The 18,815-nt window shown below is 44.9% G+C and carries 14 protein-coding genes and 1 tRNA gene; 8 read left to right on the top strand and 7 right to left on the bottom strand.

The features are described from left to right. Positions 1–221: 221 nt before the first annotated feature. Positions 222–425 (top strand): ArsR family transcriptional regulator, encoded by a 204-nt coding sequence (locus BWI97_RS14195; RefSeq protein WP_102201443.1) that lies wholly within the window; start codon positions 222–224, stop codon positions 423–425. Positions 426–430: 5 nt separating this feature from the next. Next, positions 431–805, top strand: a complete 375-nt coding sequence (locus BWI97_RS14190; RefSeq protein WP_233207858.1) for a VOC family protein — start codon at positions 431–433, stop codon at positions 803–805. 348 nt (positions 806–1,153) lie between these two features. Here the strand turns inward: BWI97_RS14190 and BWI97_RS14185 are convergent, their stop codons facing one another. The 6 genes from BWI97_RS14185 to rnpA all read right to left on the bottom strand — a co-directional run bounded on the left by BWI97_RS14185 (position 1,154) and on the right by rnpA (position 7,432). Continuing rightward, entirely contained in the window at positions 1,154–1,816 is a 663-nt protein-coding gene (locus tag BWI97_RS14185) for an outer membrane beta-barrel protein (RefSeq protein WP_158242759.1), read from the bottom strand. A gap of 281 nt (positions 1,817–2,097) precedes the next feature. After that, positions 2,098–3,519 (bottom strand): WG repeat-containing protein, encoded by a 1,422-nt coding sequence (locus BWI97_RS14180; RefSeq protein ID WP_102201441.1) that lies wholly within the window; start codon positions 3,517–3,519, stop codon positions 2,098–2,100. Positions 3,520–4,060: 541 nt separating this feature from the next. Continuing rightward, a tRNA-Pro gene (locus tag BWI97_RS14175) sits at positions 4,061–4,133 on the bottom strand. Positions 4,134–4,209: 76 nt separating this feature from the next. Then, positions 4,210–5,064: an AraC family transcriptional regulator gene (locus BWI97_RS14170; protein ID WP_094813209.1), complete on the bottom strand. Its 855-nt coding sequence runs from the start codon at positions 5,062–5,064 to the stop codon at positions 4,210–4,212. 187 nt (positions 5,065–5,251) lie between these two features. Further along, on the bottom strand, positions 5,252–6,919 hold the full coding sequence (locus BWI97_RS14165) for a S41 family peptidase (protein ID WP_094813211.1): 1,668 nt from the start codon (positions 6,917–6,919) through the stop codon (positions 5,252–5,254). A 120-nt stretch (positions 6,920–7,039) separates the two neighbouring features. Then, positions 7,040–7,432, bottom strand: coding sequence for a ribonuclease P protein component (gene rnpA, locus BWI97_RS14160; RefSeq protein ID WP_102201440.1), 393 nt, complete (start codon positions 7,430–7,432; stop codon positions 7,040–7,042). Between the two features lie 70 nt (positions 7,433–7,502). On the opposite strand from rnpA, the gene BWI97_RS14155 reads away from it, so the two are divergent. The 5 genes from BWI97_RS14155 to BWI97_RS14135 all read left to right on the top strand — a co-directional run bounded on the left by BWI97_RS14155 (position 7,503) and on the right by BWI97_RS14135 (position 12,817). Then, positions 7,503–8,273: a response regulator transcription factor gene (locus BWI97_RS14155; protein WP_233207857.1), complete on the top strand. Its 771-nt coding sequence runs from the start codon at positions 7,503–7,505 to the stop codon at positions 8,271–8,273. A 2-nt stretch (positions 8,274–8,275) separates the two neighbouring features. After that, complete coding sequence (locus BWI97_RS14150; protein ID WP_094813217.1) at positions 8,276–9,643, top strand: HAMP domain-containing sensor histidine kinase; 1,368 nt, start codon at positions 8,276–8,278, stop codon at positions 9,641–9,643. A gap of 181 nt (positions 9,644–9,824) precedes the next feature. Further along, on the top strand, positions 9,825–10,859 hold the full coding sequence (locus tag BWI97_RS14145; RefSeq protein WP_094813219.1) for a sensor histidine kinase: 1,035 nt from the start codon (positions 9,825–9,827) through the stop codon (positions 10,857–10,859). A 76-nt stretch (positions 10,860–10,935) separates the two neighbouring features. Continuing rightward, positions 10,936–11,667 carry a LytR/AlgR family response regulator transcription factor gene (locus BWI97_RS14140; protein WP_369826592.1) on the top strand — a complete coding sequence of 244 codons (732 nt, stop codon included), beginning with the start codon at positions 10,936–10,938 and terminating at the stop codon, positions 11,665–11,667. Between the two features lie 346 nt (positions 11,668–12,013). Continuing rightward, positions 12,014–12,817: an SDR family oxidoreductase gene (locus BWI97_RS14135; protein WP_102201439.1), complete on the top strand. Its 804-nt coding sequence runs from the start codon at positions 12,014–12,016 to the stop codon at positions 12,815–12,817. Here the strand turns inward: BWI97_RS14135 and BWI97_RS14130 are convergent. Beyond that, positions 12,814–14,133 carry an amidohydrolase gene (locus tag BWI97_RS14130; RefSeq protein WP_094813223.1) on the bottom strand — a complete coding sequence of 440 codons (1,320 nt, stop codon included), beginning with the start codon at positions 14,131–14,133 and terminating at the stop codon, positions 12,814–12,816. The two genes, BWI97_RS14135 and BWI97_RS14130, sit on opposite strands and share 4 nt — an antisense overlap. Positions 14,134–15,665: 1,532 nt before the next feature. Here BWI97_RS14130 and BWI97_RS14125 point away from each other — a divergent pair. Then, positions 15,666–18,773 carry a SusC/RagA family TonB-linked outer membrane protein gene (locus BWI97_RS14125; RefSeq protein WP_102201438.1) on the top strand — a complete coding sequence of 1,036 codons (3,108 nt, stop codon included), beginning with the start codon at positions 15,666–15,668 and terminating at the stop codon, positions 18,771–18,773. Positions 18,774–18,815: the final 42 nt, after the last annotated feature.

Raw genomic sequence — 18,815 nt, 5'->3', positions numbered from 1 at the left:
GAGCTCTTTGTTAGGTATTCCTTAAACCAAGCTCCATTTACATAATTCTCTTCGTCCTTACGCTTGGCTTCTTAGAACGACAAAGCTTATGAGCAAGCCTGAGGAATGTCATGGATTCCTCGTAAAACCATCTCTACTTTTGCTTTCACTACCTGCAGAAATCGGATACTTTATCTCCTTGAATTCTGTAATCTTTCACCACAACCGTAAAGCATAAATTAATGACGAAAACATCGGACCGAAAATTGGCCAAAGGCTGCTACGAACACCTCGGTGGGCAGCTCGGTAAGCTTCTACTGGAAAAGTTTCTAAAAGAGGGTTGGCTTACCAAAGACGACGCTGGCGATAAGTATTTTTATATTACCGAAAAAGGAACCCTGGAGTTTACTAAACTGGGTATCGACTTATCACTAATTAAATCCTGAACACCATGAATCTCATCCATGATTTTGATAACTTCTTTCTCCCGGCCGACAACCTGGAGGAGGCAAAGGAATTCTACACAAAGAAACTAGGACTTGAAACGAAGTTCGACTTTTCCGACAAGGGGATGACGGCCTTTAAAGTCGGTGACAACGAACCGGCCATTATCCTTAACCGTATGCCGAATGCAAGTCCTGCAATCTGGTTTACCGTAGACGATGTTCAAAAGGCATATGAAGCACTCCAGCAAAAAGGGGTACATTTCCTAAGTGAACCTTTCGAAATAGCGACTGGGTTTGCGGTCGAATTCCATGATCCGTTTGGTAATAAGCTTGGGATAACGGATTATTCTAAGATGAAGGATATGAACATACCGAATTAGCGGGAAACGATACTCTATAATAGGCGAAGAAGTTACACTTGCTTAATAGACTTTCTAATTTTGAATTTGCTAGGTCTCAGTAATAGTTAAGACCTTTACATCTCCGTTGTGATCCAGAAGCTCAGATCAATATACTAATTCTTTTTCATTAAATCATTCTTATGCCCACTTTGGCAACTATACGACATTGATATTAAACATCAGAATTGATGAGAAAATTAGATTAATGGAGCACCAAGCTAAAACAAAAGAGACATATGTATGAGTTGCGAACGAAACAGCTATTTGACTTGATTCTGTTTATTACTATAACTATAAACAAGGTTTTACTTATGATAAATCAATTACCTACAATGAATTTATTAAAAATTTAATGGGAATAAATAAACTTAACTGTAGAGCTTGATTCTTCCAAGCATCCGGGTAATCTGGATTGGTTAAATTCAATTTAGAAAAGCTTCTCTCATAACTTACCTTAATTGTAAAATAGTCTCTGTCAGATAAAAGAATTTTACTACCAAGACCAATCTCACCTCCCCAATTAAATTTTTTAAACCGATTTTTAGCATTTTCTACAAAATCTCCTCCTTGCGTATTAGTGTAGATATGTCTAGAAACATCAAGAATATATCCTGTGGATAATCCTACAGAAACAAATGGTTTAAATAGGAATCTTTCTAATAATGATACTTGTATAAAGGGTTTAAGCTCCAACATTTTTAATCTGTGTTCTAATCTCCCAAATATTATAGTTTGATTATTTAATGGATCAATACCTGAGGCAGTTTTATTGTCCGCATACGCAGAATATGTTAAGTTTACTCCAGCATCAATAAATGAATTCACCGAATAGATATTTGTTAATCCTGCTTTAAAGCCAACACCGGTTTTAAAAGGGCTGATGCTTTGATTAATGGAAGTTGCTCCAATGGATCCTTGTATGCCCCAATAGTTACGCTTTTGATTAGCCTGAAAGGGATTTTCCTGTCCTCTTGATAGGAAAAAAGACAAGCTTAGACAAATAGTATAAATCAGCCGAGGTCGGATAAAGCACATAAATACAGAATTGAAACAGTGAAGAACAAATATAAGTAAAAGTTCAAGAGAAGAACAATTAATCAAGATAAGAAAACTATATCATTACAAAAATGAATACACGATAAATATGAATGTATTAACTAATGAAATGTTGACGTACTGTCCTATTTTCATATCTTAATTCCAGGGTATAATGAGCAAAATTGCTGCCAAATGCACACCCACAGCTAATAATCAGCATACTTACAAAAGAACTAGACAGTCAATGAAGGTCTTTTTACAAACACGCTAATTGTTTTATAAGCCCCTAGTACTAGTAATGATGATAGCACCAGGACTACCCATATACCCGTACTATTCAAACTTTTTGTGAGGTGTTGGTTTTTAGAATTGATTTTGTACTTCATCAATTTCGTTTCCACAGTAGCTACATCATCTACAAAATAGCTTCCTTTTTCATAGTAGGGCTTAATGAGCACTTTTCCCGTTTGGTCTACATAACCAACTTTACCATCAGCGATTACTATGGCTATTCCGTTATAAAATGGAGACACCTTGTCATAGATACAAGGTACCATTAAAACGCCCTGATTGTTAACAATACCCGTTTTTTTATCTTTTACAATCGAGTAATCTTTCAAAGCCTCGATCACGTCTGTATACACAAAAGGAACCAAAACTTTATTACTAGCATTAATTAGACCCCACCCTTCATCTGATCTCGCCCAGATAAAGTTACTATTTTCAGATTTTTTAAATTCAGTATACGTTAAAGGTATAATGATCTTACCATCAAACGTATCAACAAAGCCAACTTTGTTAGTTAACTGTATTTTACTTAGGTGATTAAATCTCTCAAATCTGTTCGTGTCAATTAAATCATAAATTAATGGCACTGCTAACTCTAAGCTATCTCCTAATAAGCCATATTTATTACCTTTTCTTACGATTTGCAGCGTATCTTCCATAAAGCTGTACTTCCCTCTACTCTCAATAAAGTCAAATTTTCCAGGCATAAGAAAATTTCCACTATGATCTATATAATTACTGGAATTGTTCGATAGTTTTACATAAGCAATTCCTTTATAAAAATCATTTACATATTTGAATCTCTTTTCAGAAAAAATTTTCTTATTAGATTTATCAATAAAGTAGCTAGATTGTGTCGAATCATAAACTGCCGCTAATCCCTCTGAAAAGTTAGATACATATGGATACATGATAGGTATTACAATTTCTCCTTTTTTATTGATAAAGCCTTTTAACCCTTGGTAATCAAAAAGGTAGGCCGTTCCTCTTTTACTTTTTACAACTCTTGCTATTCCATCATGGAATGAATCAATATTATCGTAATAATTATCAGTAATCCGGTGCCCCTCTTCATTACACAAATAGGCTCTCCAGGAATTTCTATAAAAGATCGTGTCGTTATCTTTTAAATGCGGCGTTCTGATATATTTTCTGCAAATAAATACACCTTCACTTAACACGACTTCGTCGTACTTTTTTACCCACTTATATTTTTGAGCAAGTACAGTATCTTGAGTGGTACGGCTATAAATCACAACTTCCTTTTGTGAGTAGGCCGGGCTTGTGAAACCGAATAAAAGGATAAATAGTAGTACCAAATTGAAAAAGGAGGCAGACAGATTAGGCAGATATAGCATTTTCTTCATCAATTAAGTTTTGGGAAAATACTTATTTATACGTTATCCACGCAAATTAATATTAATTTATTGCGAAATTTTATCATTTAAACTTGCTGCTTCTTTAAACTTATTTCAAGTGTCGCAACCTCAAGTATAAAAGTAGTTGTACTTATGAATGCCATTCTATTGCAAAGGCATTTATATCTATTCAAATAATTAAGATATATCCTATCTCAATTATTGCTCAATAGAATAACGGGACTTTAAGGGAAAGTGTATTAGAAGTAATCTATGAATCTACCAATTCAACCCAGTGAATAGAAACCTAATGGAAAACATGATTGTAAATTAGTGGTTCAATCGGAGATATAGAGCCGAAGAAATCAAATTCATTTTATTCGGTCGAGTAGACGCCTGTAACCGTTGTTACGAAGTTTATGGCAGCCAGCCTTGTCGGTATGTCCTAATGGGAAACGTTTTCTTCTCTTTTAAAAGGGCCTTAAATCTGGCAGCAAGAGGCTAACAAAAAAAAAGACAAAGCAGCCGATGGCTACTTTGTCTTTTGAAGTCGGGATGGCGGGATTCGAACCCACGACCTCCACGTCCCGAACGTGGCAAGCTACCAGCTGCTCCACATCCCGCTGATGTGATCGAAATCTTGCCGTTTTAGCTAATTTCGGAGGGCAAAGGTACGATCTCTGGCGAGAATTCGCAAAATCAGGAACGTAAAAATTCCTGTCGGTATTGCAGTGGAGCCAGCCCGGTGGTTTGTCGGAATTGCCGGTTAAAGTGCGAAATATTCCCAAATCCACTCTGAAAACAAACTTCCGAAACCGTCAGGTCACCATCCGAAAGCAAAAGCTGACTGGCGTACCGAATGCGGTACTCGTTCAGCGAATCGATAAAGGTCTTTTTCGTGACTTTCTTGTAATACCTGCAAAAAGACTGGGGCGTCATGTTGATTAGCTCGGAAATGGTTTCCAGACGAATCTCCTGCCGGAAATGCTCGGCCATGTACGCGTAGATTTTATTCAATCGTTCATAGTCCGTTTTCGGCAATTGGGCAAAAAACTGACTGGTATCCAGCGTATGTACTTCCTGACTATCGGCCAGCGTATGGAGCAAATCAAGCAGGCCCAGCAACCGGTGAAAATGGTTATCTTTCAGCAGATACTGCATTTCCTTCGTAGCCCGTTCCGCCGTTTTACCGTAAAAATGCAAACCGGATTTAGCTCGTTGCAACAAACGGGCAATGGGTAAAAATTCAGGCTTCCGGAAAAATTCAGGACCTAAAAATTCTTCCTTGAACTGAATGACAATCGAATGGGCCGGGTCCGTATTGTTCTCGTTTTTCCAGTAATGAGGCACGTTGGGACCTATCAGTACTAGATCGCCCGCCTCAAAATCCGATACATTCGTACCCACAAAGCGTTTACCCCGGCTCGAAAGAATCAGCGTTAACTCAATTTCAGGGTGAAAATGATACGGAGCATCGAAGGCTTTCAGAACGTGCTCGCGAAAGGTAAAAGAACTATCAGGTAAAGCATCTATGTGTTCAAAAGATGGCTTCATCTTGTATGATTTTGATCCTTGATTTAACAAAACTATAGATTCTGGGTAGTATTACATAAGGTTCTGTTCAAAATATATGCACACTGCTTTTTAATAACTTTTTGAACGTTATCAACTATACGAAATAAAAATACCGCAGAAAGTTGCCTTGGCAAACTTCTGCGGTAAACAAACGTAGTACTTGGTATTATTTGCCAGCTCCGGATTTCAGTAAAGACTCGTAGCGATTCATGTCTTTGAAAAGCTTGAGTGATTCCCGGATTTCGGGATCTTTACTGAACGAATGTTCGCGTACTCCTTTTTGCAGGTAGTACCGTAGGATGACTTCCTGTTCCAGCATGTACCGGATTTCATCTTTGAATTTCAGAAGATCCGAATCTTTACTGTGAGCAAATTTGGTCTTCAAAACCTTCAGCTGCTCCTGTACCACATCGTAGTATTTTTCTTTTCGGGCGGACGCTTCCAGTTCCTCGAATTTCCGTTCCACGTCAGTCGTGTAATCGTAATCTTTGTCGCTCAGCCACTTCACAAATTCCTGATACTCCGCATCCGAAAGGCTGAACTCACGACCGTCTTTAATACTGGGGTGTTCTGACCGGTATTTGTTAGCGTAATCGAAAATGTAGCCTTTCCGTAAAAGACTCACCAGAATGGCTGACTGGGCCGGACGATCTACGGTAACGTCCGGAGCAATGCCCCCGCCGTCATACACCGTACGACCGCTTTTCTTGGTCTTAAACGCCGTTTGCAGGGAATCGGGAATTTTCCCCACTGATCCATCCGGATTCCGGTGACCGTAATCAATGGCCTGAATACAGCGACCCGAGGGAATGTAGTACTTGGCCGTAGTGATCTTGAGTTTGCTGTTGTAGCTCAAATCACGCGTGATCTGTACGAGACCTTTCCCAAAGCTTCGCTGACCGACCAGTACGCCCCGATCGTAATCCTGAATCACGCCGGCTACAATCTCGGCAGCCGACGCACTGCGGCTATTGGTCAGTACGACCAGCGGAATTTCGGCATCCATGGGTGGATTCAGGGCCGTGTAGGTTTTGTTCCATTCGCTGACTTTTCCTTTGGTACTGACAATTTCAGAATCTTTATTGACGAAGATGTTTGAAATATCTACCGCCATATTCAGTAGCCCGCCCGGATTGTCCCGCAAGTCCAGGATGACTTTTTTCATTCCTTTTCCTTTGAGATCGGTGAAGGCCTGGCGTACTTCCTTGGAAGCCGTTCCGGTAAAATCTTTCAGGTCAATGTAGCCTACTTCCTGATCAATCATGCCGTAGTAGGGAACATTCGTCATTTTCACCACATCCCGCCCTACGCTGATTTCCTCGGTATTTTGCTGGCCGTATCGCCGGATGCTCAGTTTCACGGTTGTACCCGTTTGCCCTTTCATCAGCTTATCGACGTTCATGCCGGGCTTTTTAATATCCAGGCCATCGATTTTCAGAATCTCATCCCCAATGCGAATTCCCGCTTTTTCGGCGGGTGTTCCTTCGTACACCATGAGTACCGTAAATCTGCCCTGTCGTTGCTGCGTTAGGATACCGATACCGTTGTATTTGCCGGTCGTCATGGTCATATAATCCTCGATATCGTCTTCGGGGTAATAGACTGTATACGGATCCAGATTTTTAAGCATCGCGTCGATGCCCGTCCGAATGGTTTTATTCGGATTCACCTCGTCTACATAATACGTATTGAGTTCTTTAAACAACGTAGCGAAGATGTCGAGATTCTTCATGATCTCGAAGGTCCGCTCTCCCGGGTCCGTGAAGGAAAACAATCCGAGGCCTCCGACCAGGCAGGTAGTAAGAATGCCGACTTTCAGAGCGGTACGTTTCATGCGAATAAGGGCTGGCGATGAAATCCTGTTTTTAAGAACAATTTAGCGATTTTTTTTCAATTTTCGGTTATCTAACGGCGAGATTTGCAAATTCGCCGGAGACTATTGCCCGTTTTCGCCTTAGGGAAGCGTCGGTGTACTGGTTTTCCCGAGTTGTTTGAGTACGAATTTCATCTTTTTCTCGATGTCAGCGAAAGGCAGTATTTCTTTGGCTACGTACACAAAAGCAATCGCCACGGGTACCGATTCGACCTCCGTAATGAGGGCTTTATGCAGGCGATACGCTTCCCGCATCCGGCGTTTAATTAGATTTCGATCAACCGCTTTCTTGAAGTTTCGCTTGGATACGGATACCAGAATCTGCGGAAGCGGAGCCGTACCGGAAGCCGGCAAGGCATTCACTTTCAACGGGTAACTGAATACAGCCATACTCGTATTGTCCTTCCGGGCAAACAGCTGGTCAAGCATTTTTTTGCTTTTCAATCGTTCCGTTTTCCGCAAACGCTGATCCATGGGTCGGGCTCTAAGTAAGAAGGTAATCGCGATACCTGCGTTCGGATTTCTTCTGAATGAATGGAAATGAATGAACGGCAAAGATACGGCGAAAGTACCGCAGGCCGTTCCAGAAATAAGGAAGCACCCCAAACCGATGTCCACGATGTCTGCCAAACAAATACTCTTAGTCGAAGACGATCAGCGTTTATCCGAAAGCATTTCGCGAACGCTCACCCGTAAAGGATACGAAGTATCGCCGGTTTTTGACGGTACGGCCGGATTACAGGCGGCCCTGGGCCAGCGATACGATCTCGTCATTCTGGATGTGGTTCTGCCCGGTCTGGATGGCTATGCCATTTGCGGCGAACTCCGTCGGCAACGCCCGCGGCTACCCATTCTGATGCTCACGGCTCTGGATGATACGGAAGATCGCCTGCGGGGCTTTGAACAGGGCACGGACGACTACCTCGCGAAGCCCTTCGATATTCGTGAACTGCACGCCCGTATGCTGGCCCTGCTTCGCCGGAATGAGTTCATGGACGAGATTCCGATGCAAACCCGGCTTCAGATCGCCAATCTGGAAATGAACCTGTTGAGCAAAACCGTCACCCGGGATGGCGAAAAGCTGGAGCTGACCGCCAAGGAATACGCGTTGCTGGAATACTTACTGCTGCATCAGAATCAGCTTATCACCAAAATGGAACTGCTGAAAGAAGTCTGGGGCCTGAACTTTGATCCGGGTACCAACATCGTTGAGGTCTACATTGCCTATCTGCGGAAGAAAGTCGATCGTCCCTACGAACCCAAGCTCATTCATACCAAACCCAGCCAGGGATACATTCTCCGGCCCGAGTATTAATTATGTTCATTCGCTACAAACTGGCCTTGCTGTTTTCACTGGTCGTGGCCGGATTACTGACTTTATTTTCGGCCGTGATTTACCAGATTTCCGCTTCGTACCGCGAGGAGGAGTTTCTGGGCCGACTGGAAAACAAGGCTCGCACAACGGCCCGTTATCTGATGGATGTCAAGGAAATCGATAATGATTTGCTGAAAATCATCGATCAGAATTCGCTGACGTCCTTATTCGAAGAACAGGTTCTCGTGTTCGACGAGCATAATCGATTGCTGTATTCGAGTCTGGACGATCAGCCGCCCCAGTATGATCCCGCCTTGCTGGCTGAAGTACGCGAGGAAAAGCGGGTGGAGCAAAGTTCGGCCAAAATTGACCTGATTGCCTTGGCTCTGCCCTCAAGTCTGAAAGCTTCGGGCAGTGAATACGTCGTGCTGGCTTCGGCCTACGATAAATTCGGTAAAAGCAAGCTCATTTATTTGCGAAATACGCTGATGATCTGCTGGGTCGTGGGCGTAGGACTGACCGTAGTCGTCAGTGGTCTGCTAGCGGGTTTGTTTCTGCGGCCCATCGCCACGATTAATACCCAGATTCAGCAGATTACGGCCCAGAATTTGAAAGAGCGTCTTCCGGAAGGCAATGGGCGGGACGAAATGGCTCAGCTGGCGATCAACTTCAACCAGATGCTTAACCGGCTTAATCTGTCTTTTGAACAACAGAAGAGCTTTGTATCCCACGCTTCGCACGAACTCCGAACGCCCCTGGCGGCCATGAAAACCGATATTCAGTCGGGTCTGGAAGAAGCCTTATCCTCGGAAGAATATCGCCTGATCCTGCGTGATCTATTTCAGGATACGCAACGTCTCATTGGACTAACGAATGGACTTCTGCAACTGGCCCGTCCGCTGGACCCGGTACTCCGCCGAAAACTGATTTCCATTCCTGAATTATTGCTGGACATTTACGCGGAACTCAGTTCGTTGCGAAAAGCTCAAAAGCTGGTCTTTGAGCCCGTACTCGATGAACGCCGGGAGCTTCTGGTACCCGGTGACGAAGCTTTGCTAAAGACTCTTTTCACGAATCTGATTGACAACGCCTGTAAATACTCGTCTACGCACGAAGCATTCATTCGGATTGGAAGCGATGCAACCCATTGCCTGATCGCCATCGAGGATAAAGGTATCGGCATCCCGCCTGAAGATCAGGAACGGGTTTTCGGACCTTTTTTTCGGGCAAACAATGCGTTGATTTATAGTGGGTATGGCATTGGCCTGGCCGTTAGTCAACGGATTGCGGAATGGCACGGAGGCAGCATTTCGCTCCATAGTACGCTGGGGCAGGGAAGTACCTTTACCGTTCGATTACCCCTGAGCTAAAGGCCCTTTGCCCGTTTATTTTAACATCGCTCGAAATGCGAACTTTATCCCGGTAATCAGCATATTCGCCGCTTTGAAATTTGATACGAAATGTACTTTCGTACTTTAGTGTACAACAACACACGGACGACTTGTGCGAGAATTTAAGACGAAAACTTTTACTCAATCGTTGACCGGGCTGATGCACCTGGCATTCTGGGCATTTTTTCTGTCCCTGCCGTTTCTGCTTCGTTCCCCCCAGAACCCGCCGGGTACGCCCAAGGTAAAGGTACCAGACGAGGTGGTGATTCTATTACAGATGCTCACCATTCCGCTGTTTTACATTAACGCTAATTTTCTGATTCCCCGGGTATTACAGCGTCAGGGCGTCTGGTATTACCTCGCCTATATTTTGCTGTCGGTAACGGGCGTTTTATCCATCAATCTGAGCTTACGCAATTACGTTTTCTTTCCCGAACTTCCTTCCGCTCGCATCACCTTTTACACCCTGTTTCCGGTCTTTTTCATTCTGGCGATTAGTACCATTTACCGTCTACTGAGTGATTATCTGTCGGATCAGCAAGAGCGGAAAGAGCTGGAAAACGAACGACTTAAATCCGAATTGAGCTTCCTGCGTTCGCAGATTAGTCCGCACTTTATGTTCAACGTGCTTAACAGTATCGTATCGCTTTCCCGCAAGAAATCGGATATGGTTGAACCCGTAGTCATTCAGCTTTCGGATTTGATGCGGTATATGCTTTACGAGTCGAATGGCTCGCGGGTTTCGCTGGAAAAAGAAATCAAGTACCTTAACAATTACATTGATTTACAACGAATTCGTTTTGGTAACGATGTGAAGATTCATTTTCACGCGGATAATCAGCTCACGCACCAGTTAATTGAGCCCATGCTGCTGATTCCATTCGTTGAAAATGCATTTAAACACGGGGTTGGTCTGATTAGTGATCCGGTGATTGAAGTGTCGCTCGAATCCAGGGATCATACGCTGATCTTTACGGTGCGTAACAAAGTCAATCGTCGGTTCAAGGAGGTTAAAGACGGTAGTTCAGGCATTGGTTTGCCCAATGTAAAACGCCGGCTGAGCCTGTTGTACCCCGAATCGCACGAATTAGTGATTGACGAAAATTCGGACTGGTACGAAGTAAAACTTACCCTGCACTTTACCAATGACCACCCTTTGAAAGACCGCTCCTGGAAAGAAGCTGTGAATCACTAACCAAATTCATTTTCGAAATGAATCAGTAGTGAATCCAACTATTTACTTTTGCGGTGTACCCAAAACAAACGAAACCATGATGAACTGCCTCGCCGTTGACGATGAGTCGTTAGCCCTTGACTTACTGGAAGATAACATACGAAAAGTACCCTTTCTGAATTTAGTAAAGCGTTGTAAAAATGCCTTCGAAGCTCAGGAGGTGATGCAGCAGCAGCCGATCGATCTGCTATTTCTGGATATTCAGATGCCGGGTATTAGTGGGGTACAGTTTGTCCAGAGCATGACGCAGGCTCCGATGGTCGTTTTCGTAACGGCTTACGAAGAGTTTGCCCTGGAAGGATTTAACCTCGACGTACTTGATTATCTGCTCAAGCCCGTCTCTTTTGAACGCTTCTTAAAAGCAGTCAATAAAGCGTACGAACTCCATAATTTGCGGCATCAGGAAACGCCAGTAGTAGCCGAGCCTACGCCCGCTCCCACCCAGGAATACCTGTTTGTTAATGCCGATTATTCGTTAGTAAAAATCCGTATTGCCGATATTCTATACGTAGAAGGATTAAAGGATTACGTAAAGATTTATCTTGAAGGACAGAGCCGTCCGGTAATTACGCGACTGACGATGAAAGCCATGGAAGAAAAGTTACCCAGCGGTCCTTTTCTACGCGTTCATAAATCGTTCATCATTGCATTCGATAAAATTGAATCGATTCGTAACTTACGGATCAAAATTGGTCAGGTACACATCCCCATCAGTGAATCGTACGGAGAGGCCTTATTCAAAGCCATCAATGCGGGTAAAGTTGAATGAGTTCGCTTTTTGATAAGACTGAAAAATTTTTCGTCTTATCTCTCTTTTATACGATCTGATCGGCAGAAAATTGAAGGGAGTATATTTCCGATTTTTACGCTAGTGGCTTTCCGCTCAGATTGATTTTTATTTGATTCAGTATTCCGCAGCCTCTTACGGGCCTGCCCTTTTCAAATTCGATTATTCGCTGATTTTCATAGCCCGGCTAATGCTACGAGCACGAGCCGAAAAAGGAATCCCCTTGTGGGTAGTTTAAGTTTTGGGGTGAGAGTAACCGTCGTTTCTTTGAAGCGACGGTTCTTTTTTGTACCTAACGTCCCGCTTTCACACAAAACCTTTTTACGGTATGTCCACATTTCGGGATCAGGTCGTCTGGATTACGGGAGCTTCGTCAGGCATTGGCGAAGCCTTAGCTCATGCCTTCGCCCGCGAAGGAAGTTGTCTGGTACTTTCAGCCCGGCGAGAAACCGAATTACAGCGGGTGGCTCAAGAGCTGGCTCTGCCCGCCGACCGCGTCCGGATTGTGGTCATGGATATGAGTCAACCCCATACGTTTACTGCTTGCCTTCAGGACGTTTTACAAACCTTTGGCCGTATTGATATTCTGGTACAGAACGCAGGGATTAGTCAGCGGTCACTGGCTCTGGAGAGCTCCATCGATGTAGATCGTCGGCTGATGGAGGTCAACTATTTTGGCGTCGTTGCCCTGACTAAAGCGGTATTACCCACGCTACTAGCTCAGAAAAACGGCCTGATTGTACCCGTTTCAAGCATTGCCGGGTACGTCGCTACACCGATGCGGACGAGTTATGCCGCCTCCAAATTCGCTATTCGTGGTTTCTTTGATTCGCTACGGGCCGAAATCTGGCGGGAAGGACTTTGGGTGACGATCATCTGTCCGGGTTACATCAAAACCGCTATTTCGCTTAATGCCCTGAACGGTCGCGGCGAAGCCAATAACCGGATGGATGAAAACCAGGCCCGGGGCATCCCCGCCGATGTATGTGCTGAACGTATCCTCAAGGCCCTCCGCTCCCGCAAGCGGGAAGTGTACATCGGAGGCCTGAAAGAAGTAGCCGGGGCCTATCTCAAACGATACGCACCCGGCCTGTTGTGGTTGATGATCCGTAACTACAAAATTCGCTCCTAACGGCTGCTGACTTTAGCCGACTTGTGCTGATCGGCGTAGTCTACGACCAAATGACAGAAGGCCCGGATGCCCAGTTCAAACCCGCCTTCGTCAATGTAAAAGTCCGGCGTATGGTGTGGAGCGGTTTGTGCCTGGGATTTGTTAAGCGGAGCTCCGCCCAGGAAGAAAAACAGTCCGGGTACTTTTTGCTGGAAAAAAGAGAAATCTTCCGCTCCGGTTACGGCGGGTGTCAGCAGAACGTTGTCTTTCCCGGCCACTTCTTCCAGCGAACCAACCATCTGATCCGTCAGGGCCGGATCATTATAAGTAACGGGATACATGACATCAATTTTCACATCCGCTTTGGCTCCCTGGCTTTCGGCTGTTTTTTCGGCCACCTGCCGAAGGTTGTCATGAATCACCTTTTGCATCGGAGCATCCAGGTAGCGAATGGTCCCCATCATATTCACTTCTTCGGGAATAATGTTCTGCCGGATGCCCCCGTGAATGGCCCCGACTGTTACGACAGCCGCTCCGCTAGTCAGATCCAATTTACGACTAACGATCGTTTGCAGGTTATTGACAATCTGAGAAGCCGTCACAATCGGATCGATACTCAGCCAGGGATAGGCTCCGTGCGATTGTTTCCCTTTCACTTTCACACTGAAGAAGTCAACGGCAGCCATGGTACCTCCGGGCCGGTATTTGATCTGCCCAATGGGTGTCTGAGCATTGAGGTGTAAGCCGAAAATGGCATCTACCTTAGGATTTTCCAGTACGCCTTCTTTAATCATCAAAGCCGCTCCGCCTTCTTCGCCCTGCGGGGCTCCTTCTTCGGCGGGCTGGAAAATAAACTTGATGGTTCCTTTTAGCTCATTCTTTACCCCGGCCAGTACTTCGGCTACGCCCATCAGAATGGCTACGTGGCCATCGTGACCGCAGGCGTGCATAACCCCCGTTTGCTGTCCGTTATATTCGGTGGTAACCTTTGAAACGAAAGGAACGTCTACGCGTTCTGTTACGGGTAAGCCATCCATGTCCGCCCGTAAGGCAATGACCGGACCGGGTTTACCCCCTTTCAAAATGGCTACAACACCCGTCTTGGCAACGCCCGTTTTTACCTCCAGCCCCAGAGCCTTCAAATGAGCCGCTATCTTCTCGGACGTACGGAATTCCCGGTTTCCCAGCTCCGGATGTTCATGAAAATCCCGCCGCCAGGTAATCACTTTTTTCTCAATCTCTTTAGCCATCTGATCCATGCGTTTTTTAACGGGATCCACCGCAGCATGACTCCCTAGAGAGACCAGTAGTAAGGCGGCCAAAATAGAATTTTTCATAGTTTTCTCTGGTTAGAACAGACCTTATTTTGAAAATGATAACAAAATATAATTTTGCCTTATAAGCTTTTCAACCAATGAAATCAGGCCTCGTCAAGACTCATAAGAAAAAAACATAGGACATTTCGTAAAAAAAATACTTTCCTATTGTCTGACAAAATAAACCTTCTACTTTTGCAACCCATTGGAATTTTCCTTAACCAAAACTTCATCAACATCGTGATTACTTTTTTCCTTACATCCCCTAAACCAGGGCCGATTCTCTGCGGCTGTCCGGTTTTCTAACCATCGTCAGCTCTTCTGGGATTACTCAGGTATTCATTCGGCCTGAGCCGGAAGTCTATGTTGCCAGGTTACTGGCAAGAATCTGGGTATTCATTCCTGTGTTACCTCCCGTTCGTTGTTGCAACCCTGAGGGCTTACGTACAGGAACGTGCAGTAGCGGCTACGGCTACTATGGCTGGTGACGATAAATCCATTCTGATGTCATGAGCAGGGAAACGAGCTATGGCGTAGTTACAAACGGCACGGCTAGCCGATGAACCTCTGAATTCAGCAACGTATGACAACTGTTTCAACAGTTGTATGCGATCTTAAGAAGGGCGGTAATGTTTCCACTGATGCTTTGACTTCTGCCGTAGGAAGCCAGAGTTACAACGTACCTCGCTAGGACCAGGCAAACAACCAGATTCTGCTAAGGTGAGTTATGGATTGTTTAATCGCTAACCTACAGACGGATTCTCGTTCCTACTATTTCCGCCCCGGTTTATACCAAATACCTCTGATCGATTTCAGCTTTTGAACGAGCCACGAATTTGCTGGCAACGGATAACTAACTCCTTGTTTCTTTCCCTTCACCGAGGCGGCCTCTTTTGAAGAACAGGCCGCCTCGGTATCTATGTATAGTCTCTATTTTCCTGTAGCCACCGTCCTTTTTTTACACACCTGATACCGAGACTAAATCGCAAATTATAGTACTATATACTCAACCCATATTGGAGGAGCAAATTTTGATTTTTGTCCCGCTTTCCAGGATGCTAAACATTGGATAACTCCAGAATCATCAAAATTTAATTTCTTTAAAAATTTTAAAATATATCTAATTTTACTGGAGGACATTGATCAATTTATCAAAAATTCTGCCTTCAAAGAGCTTTTATTAGCATTTTTAAAAAAAACGGCTTTGGATCATTTCCTTAAAATGTAATTACTTAAATAATATTTTACCGAATTTTATTCGGATATCTATAGCAAACAGCTAATTTTGTAGCCCATTTTTAAAAGGCCTCCTTCACAAAGGCTATTTTTAAGTAAAAATGCTCACATTTTAAAATTATACTTTAAGTACTTAGCCATTACTTACTTCATCAACTCTTAAAGCTATGCCTAACTACTACACGCTCCTCTCCACGCGAAATTTTTTGCTTTCGACAGCCTCTTTTATCGGATAGAATTTGCTGGATTCTCCTATCAGTAAGGCTCTGCTTTTCCTGTTTCCTTTTTGTCTATTTCTTAACCAATTTACCACAACCATGAAGAAACTTTTATTCTTCACTTTTCTGATGCTATTCGGGTGGATTGCCCAGGCACAGGATCGTATCGTAACGGGTACCGTTACGGCCTCCGAAGATGGAGCACCCATTCCTGGGGTTACTGTTGTTGTCAAAGGCAGTAACACCGGAACCAATACAGACGCGAAGGGCACTTATCGGTTGACCCTACCTGCAAACGGTACTACCCTGGTATTCAGTGCGGTCGGCTTCGGTCGTAAAGAAGAGGAAATCAACGGCCGGACGACGATTGATGTCGTTCTTCAGTCGAGTGTTGAATCGCTGAACGAAGTGGTCGTCACCGCACAGGGTATTGAAAGAGATACGCGTTCGCTGGGGTATGCTACTCAAAATGTAAATGGTTCTGCCTTGGCCCAACGCTCGGAGCCCAACGTGCTGAACACCTTACAGGGTAAAGTAGCCGGGGTTAATATCACGAGCTCTTCGGGTGCTCCGGGTGCCTCTACGAACATCAACATCCGCGGGATTACTTCCTTCAATGGTAGTAACCAGCCGCTCGTCGTTGTGGATGGGATCATCTTCAACAATGACGTAGACAACTCTCAGAATACGCTTTTTGGCTCTCAGCCTTCTAGCCGTCTCGCCGACATTAGCCCGGAAAGTATCGAGTCTATCAACGTACTGAAAGGCCCTGCCGCTTCGGTATTGTATGGTTCCAGAGCTTCCGCCGGGGTGATTGTGATTACCACGAAAAGCGGGAAGGGCTTAAATGGTAAAACCGAGGTGACGTTTAACTCTTCGGTAAACTGGCAAAATGTTGCGTATCTGCCCAAGCTTCAGAACCAGTACGGACAGGGTACGCAGAACAACTACGTAAACAATAGTACGAATTCCTGGGGACCTGCGTTTGGTACGCCTGGTTTCGAAACGGTACAGAACTTCCGGGGAGAAACGGTTCCCTACCGGGCTTATCCGAATAACATCCGGGATTTCTACAAAACGGGAACTATGTTCCAGAACGCCCTGAACATTGCGGGTGGCGATCAGAACAACAATTTCGCGGCTACGATTTCCAGCACCATTCAGAATGGGGTCGTTCGGGAGAGTGATTTCGATCGTCATAGCGTACAAGTGGGTGGAAACAGCAAGCTGAAAAACGGTATTAAACTGGGCGGCACCATCACGTACGTAAAGTCGGCTCAGAAAAATACGCTGATGGGTAATGGCGGTAGTGCTTTTGGACAGATTACGCGTATTCCCAGAAGTTACGACCTGGTCAACACCCCTTATCTGGATCCCCTCACGGGTGAAGATTTTTACTTCGTGAATGGTCAGAATCACCCGTTATGGAGCATCCAGAATACCTTCTTTAACAGCAACGTTGACCGGGTTTTTGGTAACCTTTCCGTCGGATACGACATCACGAACTGGCTGAACGTTAGCTACCGGGTGACTGCGGATACGTATACGGACAACAGAAAGCAGATTCAACGCGTGGGAGCCGCCCGTGCACCTCAGGGCCAGATCGATGAAGATCTACGTTTCCGGTCGGAGTTAAACGGTGACCTGTTGATCAACGCCAAGAAAAATGATCTGTTTGTACAAGGCCTGAATGCGAATCTGTTGTTAGGACAAAACCTGAACCAGCGGTCGTACAGAGAATCAGGCGTTATTTCAGAATCACTGGCTATTCCTGGTTTTGACAACGTGGGCGTAGGTTCCGTATTTACTAAATCCTATGCGTCTACCAACCGACGCCGCCTGGTAGGTCATTACGGTCAACTTTCGTTGGATTACAAATCGTATCTGTTTCTGGAATTATCGGGCCGCGTAGATCAGTCTTCTACGTTACCAAAGGAACAAAATGCCTATTTCTATCCTTCGGCTGCGTTGAGCTTTGTCCCGCTTGAAGCGTTTAACGTAAAAACGGAAGCAGTTTCTTATTTGAAAGTGCGAGGAAACATTGCCCGGGTAGGTCGTGATGCTGATCCGTATCGCTTACAGTCTTTCTTTACTTCAGCGACTTTCGGTAATAACGTTGCGGATATAACCTTCCCGCTGAATGTGGGCGGTACTAGCCTCCCCGGTTTTCAACCCGATGGCCGGATTGGTTCCACGAACTTAAAACCTGAGTTCGTAAACTCCTTTGAAGTAGGTCTGAACGTAGGCTTCTTCAACAATCGTCTGGGCGTTGATTTTACATATTTCAATACCAGAAGTACCAGCCAGATTTTCAACGTAGCGATCTCAAATTCCAGCGGTTACGACACTCGCACGACGAACATCGGCGAAATGCAGAACAAAGGGATTGAGTTACAGCTTTCGGCTACGCCTATTCGTACGTCTTCCTTCAAGTGGGATGTGTTGTTGAACTTTACCCGTATTCGCAATAAAGTGGTTGCGATCTCGGAGGGTGTTAACAACTCCAACATCACGGGCGACAGTTTCTCCGGTATTGCTCCTTCGATTGCCGTTGGTTACCCCTACGGCGTAATCATCGGAACGGCCAATGCCCGTACCGAAAGTGGTGAATTGCTGGTTAACCCCAATACGGGCTTATTCGTGCCCGGTATTGCCGGACAAGTAATCTCGAATCCGCAGAAAGACTGGGTGGCTGGTTTGACGAATAACTTCTCGTACAAAGGTTTCACGTTATCCGCACTGGTGGACGTCAATAAAGGCGGACAACTCTATTCCTTCTCTCAGGTAGATATGCGAAATGCCGGCCAGACGGAAATTACCGGTGTTGACCGTAACCAGCCCCGCATTTTACCCGGCGTTATTCTCAATGCGGATGGAACCACCCGTCCGAATAACATTCAGATCTCCGCTCAAAGTTACTGGCAGAGCCTGGGTGGTTTAGCATCACAAGGAGCCGTATTTGACGCAACGGCGTATCGTCTTCGGGAGGTTGCTCTGAACTACGCCCTTCCCAGCTCGCTGCTGAGCCGTACGCCTTTTGGCAACATCAGCATTGGCGTCAGTGGCCGGAACCTGTGGATGTACGCTCCTGGTTTCCCCAGCGATCCTGAAATCAATACGCAAGGAGCCGGTAATATTCAAGGTCTAGACCTGAACGGTATTCCTACTACACGCAATTATGGAGTTAACCTTCGTGTAACATTCTAATTCTGTACTTAGATGAAGTTCTCAGCAATACATAAAAAATGG

Origin of the sequence: Siphonobacter sp. BAB-5405 (assembly GCF_002872335.1) — a bacterium.
In the GTDB taxonomy this organism is placed as follows: Bacteria; Bacteroidota; Bacteroidia; order Cytophagales; family Spirosomataceae; genus Siphonobacter.
The sequence above is the reverse complement of the archived record's forward strand: the minus strand, read 5'-3'. Positions and strand labels throughout refer to the sequence as shown.

Coding starts and splice junctions, on each gene's coding strand:
- BWI97_RS14195 (WP_102201443.1), top strand. CDS start 222: ATGACGAAAACATCGGACCGAAAATTGGCCAAAGGCTGCTACGAACAC.
- BWI97_RS14190 (WP_233207858.1), top strand. CDS start 431: ATGAATCTCATCCATGATTTTGATAACTTCTTTCTCCCGGCCGACAAC.
- BWI97_RS14180 (WP_102201441.1), bottom strand. CDS start 3,519: ATGAAGAAAATGCTATATCTGCCTAATCTGTCTGCCTCCTTTTTCAAT.
- BWI97_RS14170 (WP_094813209.1), bottom strand. CDS start 5,064: ATGAAGCCATCTTTTGAACACATAGATGCTTTACCTGATAGTTCTTTT.
- BWI97_RS14165 (WP_094813211.1), bottom strand. CDS start 6,919: ATGAAACGTACCGCTCTGAAAGTCGGCATTCTTACTACCTGCCTGGTC.
- rnpA (WP_102201440.1), bottom strand. CDS start 7,432: ATGGATCAGCGTTTGCGGAAAACGGAACGATTGAAAAGCAAAAAAATG.
- BWI97_RS14155 (WP_233207857.1), top strand. CDS start 7,503: ATGAACGGCAAAGATACGGCGAAAGTACCGCAGGCCGTTCCAGAAATA.
- BWI97_RS14150 (WP_094813217.1), top strand. CDS start 8,276: ATGTTCATTCGCTACAAACTGGCCTTGCTGTTTTCACTGGTCGTGGCC.
- BWI97_RS14145 (WP_094813219.1), top strand. CDS start 9,825: ATGCACCTGGCATTCTGGGCATTTTTTCTGTCCCTGCCGTTTCTGCTT.
- BWI97_RS14140 (WP_369826592.1), top strand. CDS start 10,936: ATGATGAACTGCCTCGCCGTTGACGATGAGTCGTTAGCCCTTGACTTA.
- BWI97_RS14135 (WP_102201439.1), top strand. CDS start 12,014: ATGTCCACATTTCGGGATCAGGTCGTCTGGATTACGGGAGCTTCGTCA.
- BWI97_RS14130 (WP_094813223.1), bottom strand. CDS start 14,133: ATGAAAAATTCTATTTTGGCCGCCTTACTACTGGTCTCTCTAGGGAGT.
- BWI97_RS14125 (WP_102201438.1), top strand. CDS start 15,666: ATGAAGAAACTTTTATTCTTCACTTTTCTGATGCTATTCGGGTGGATT.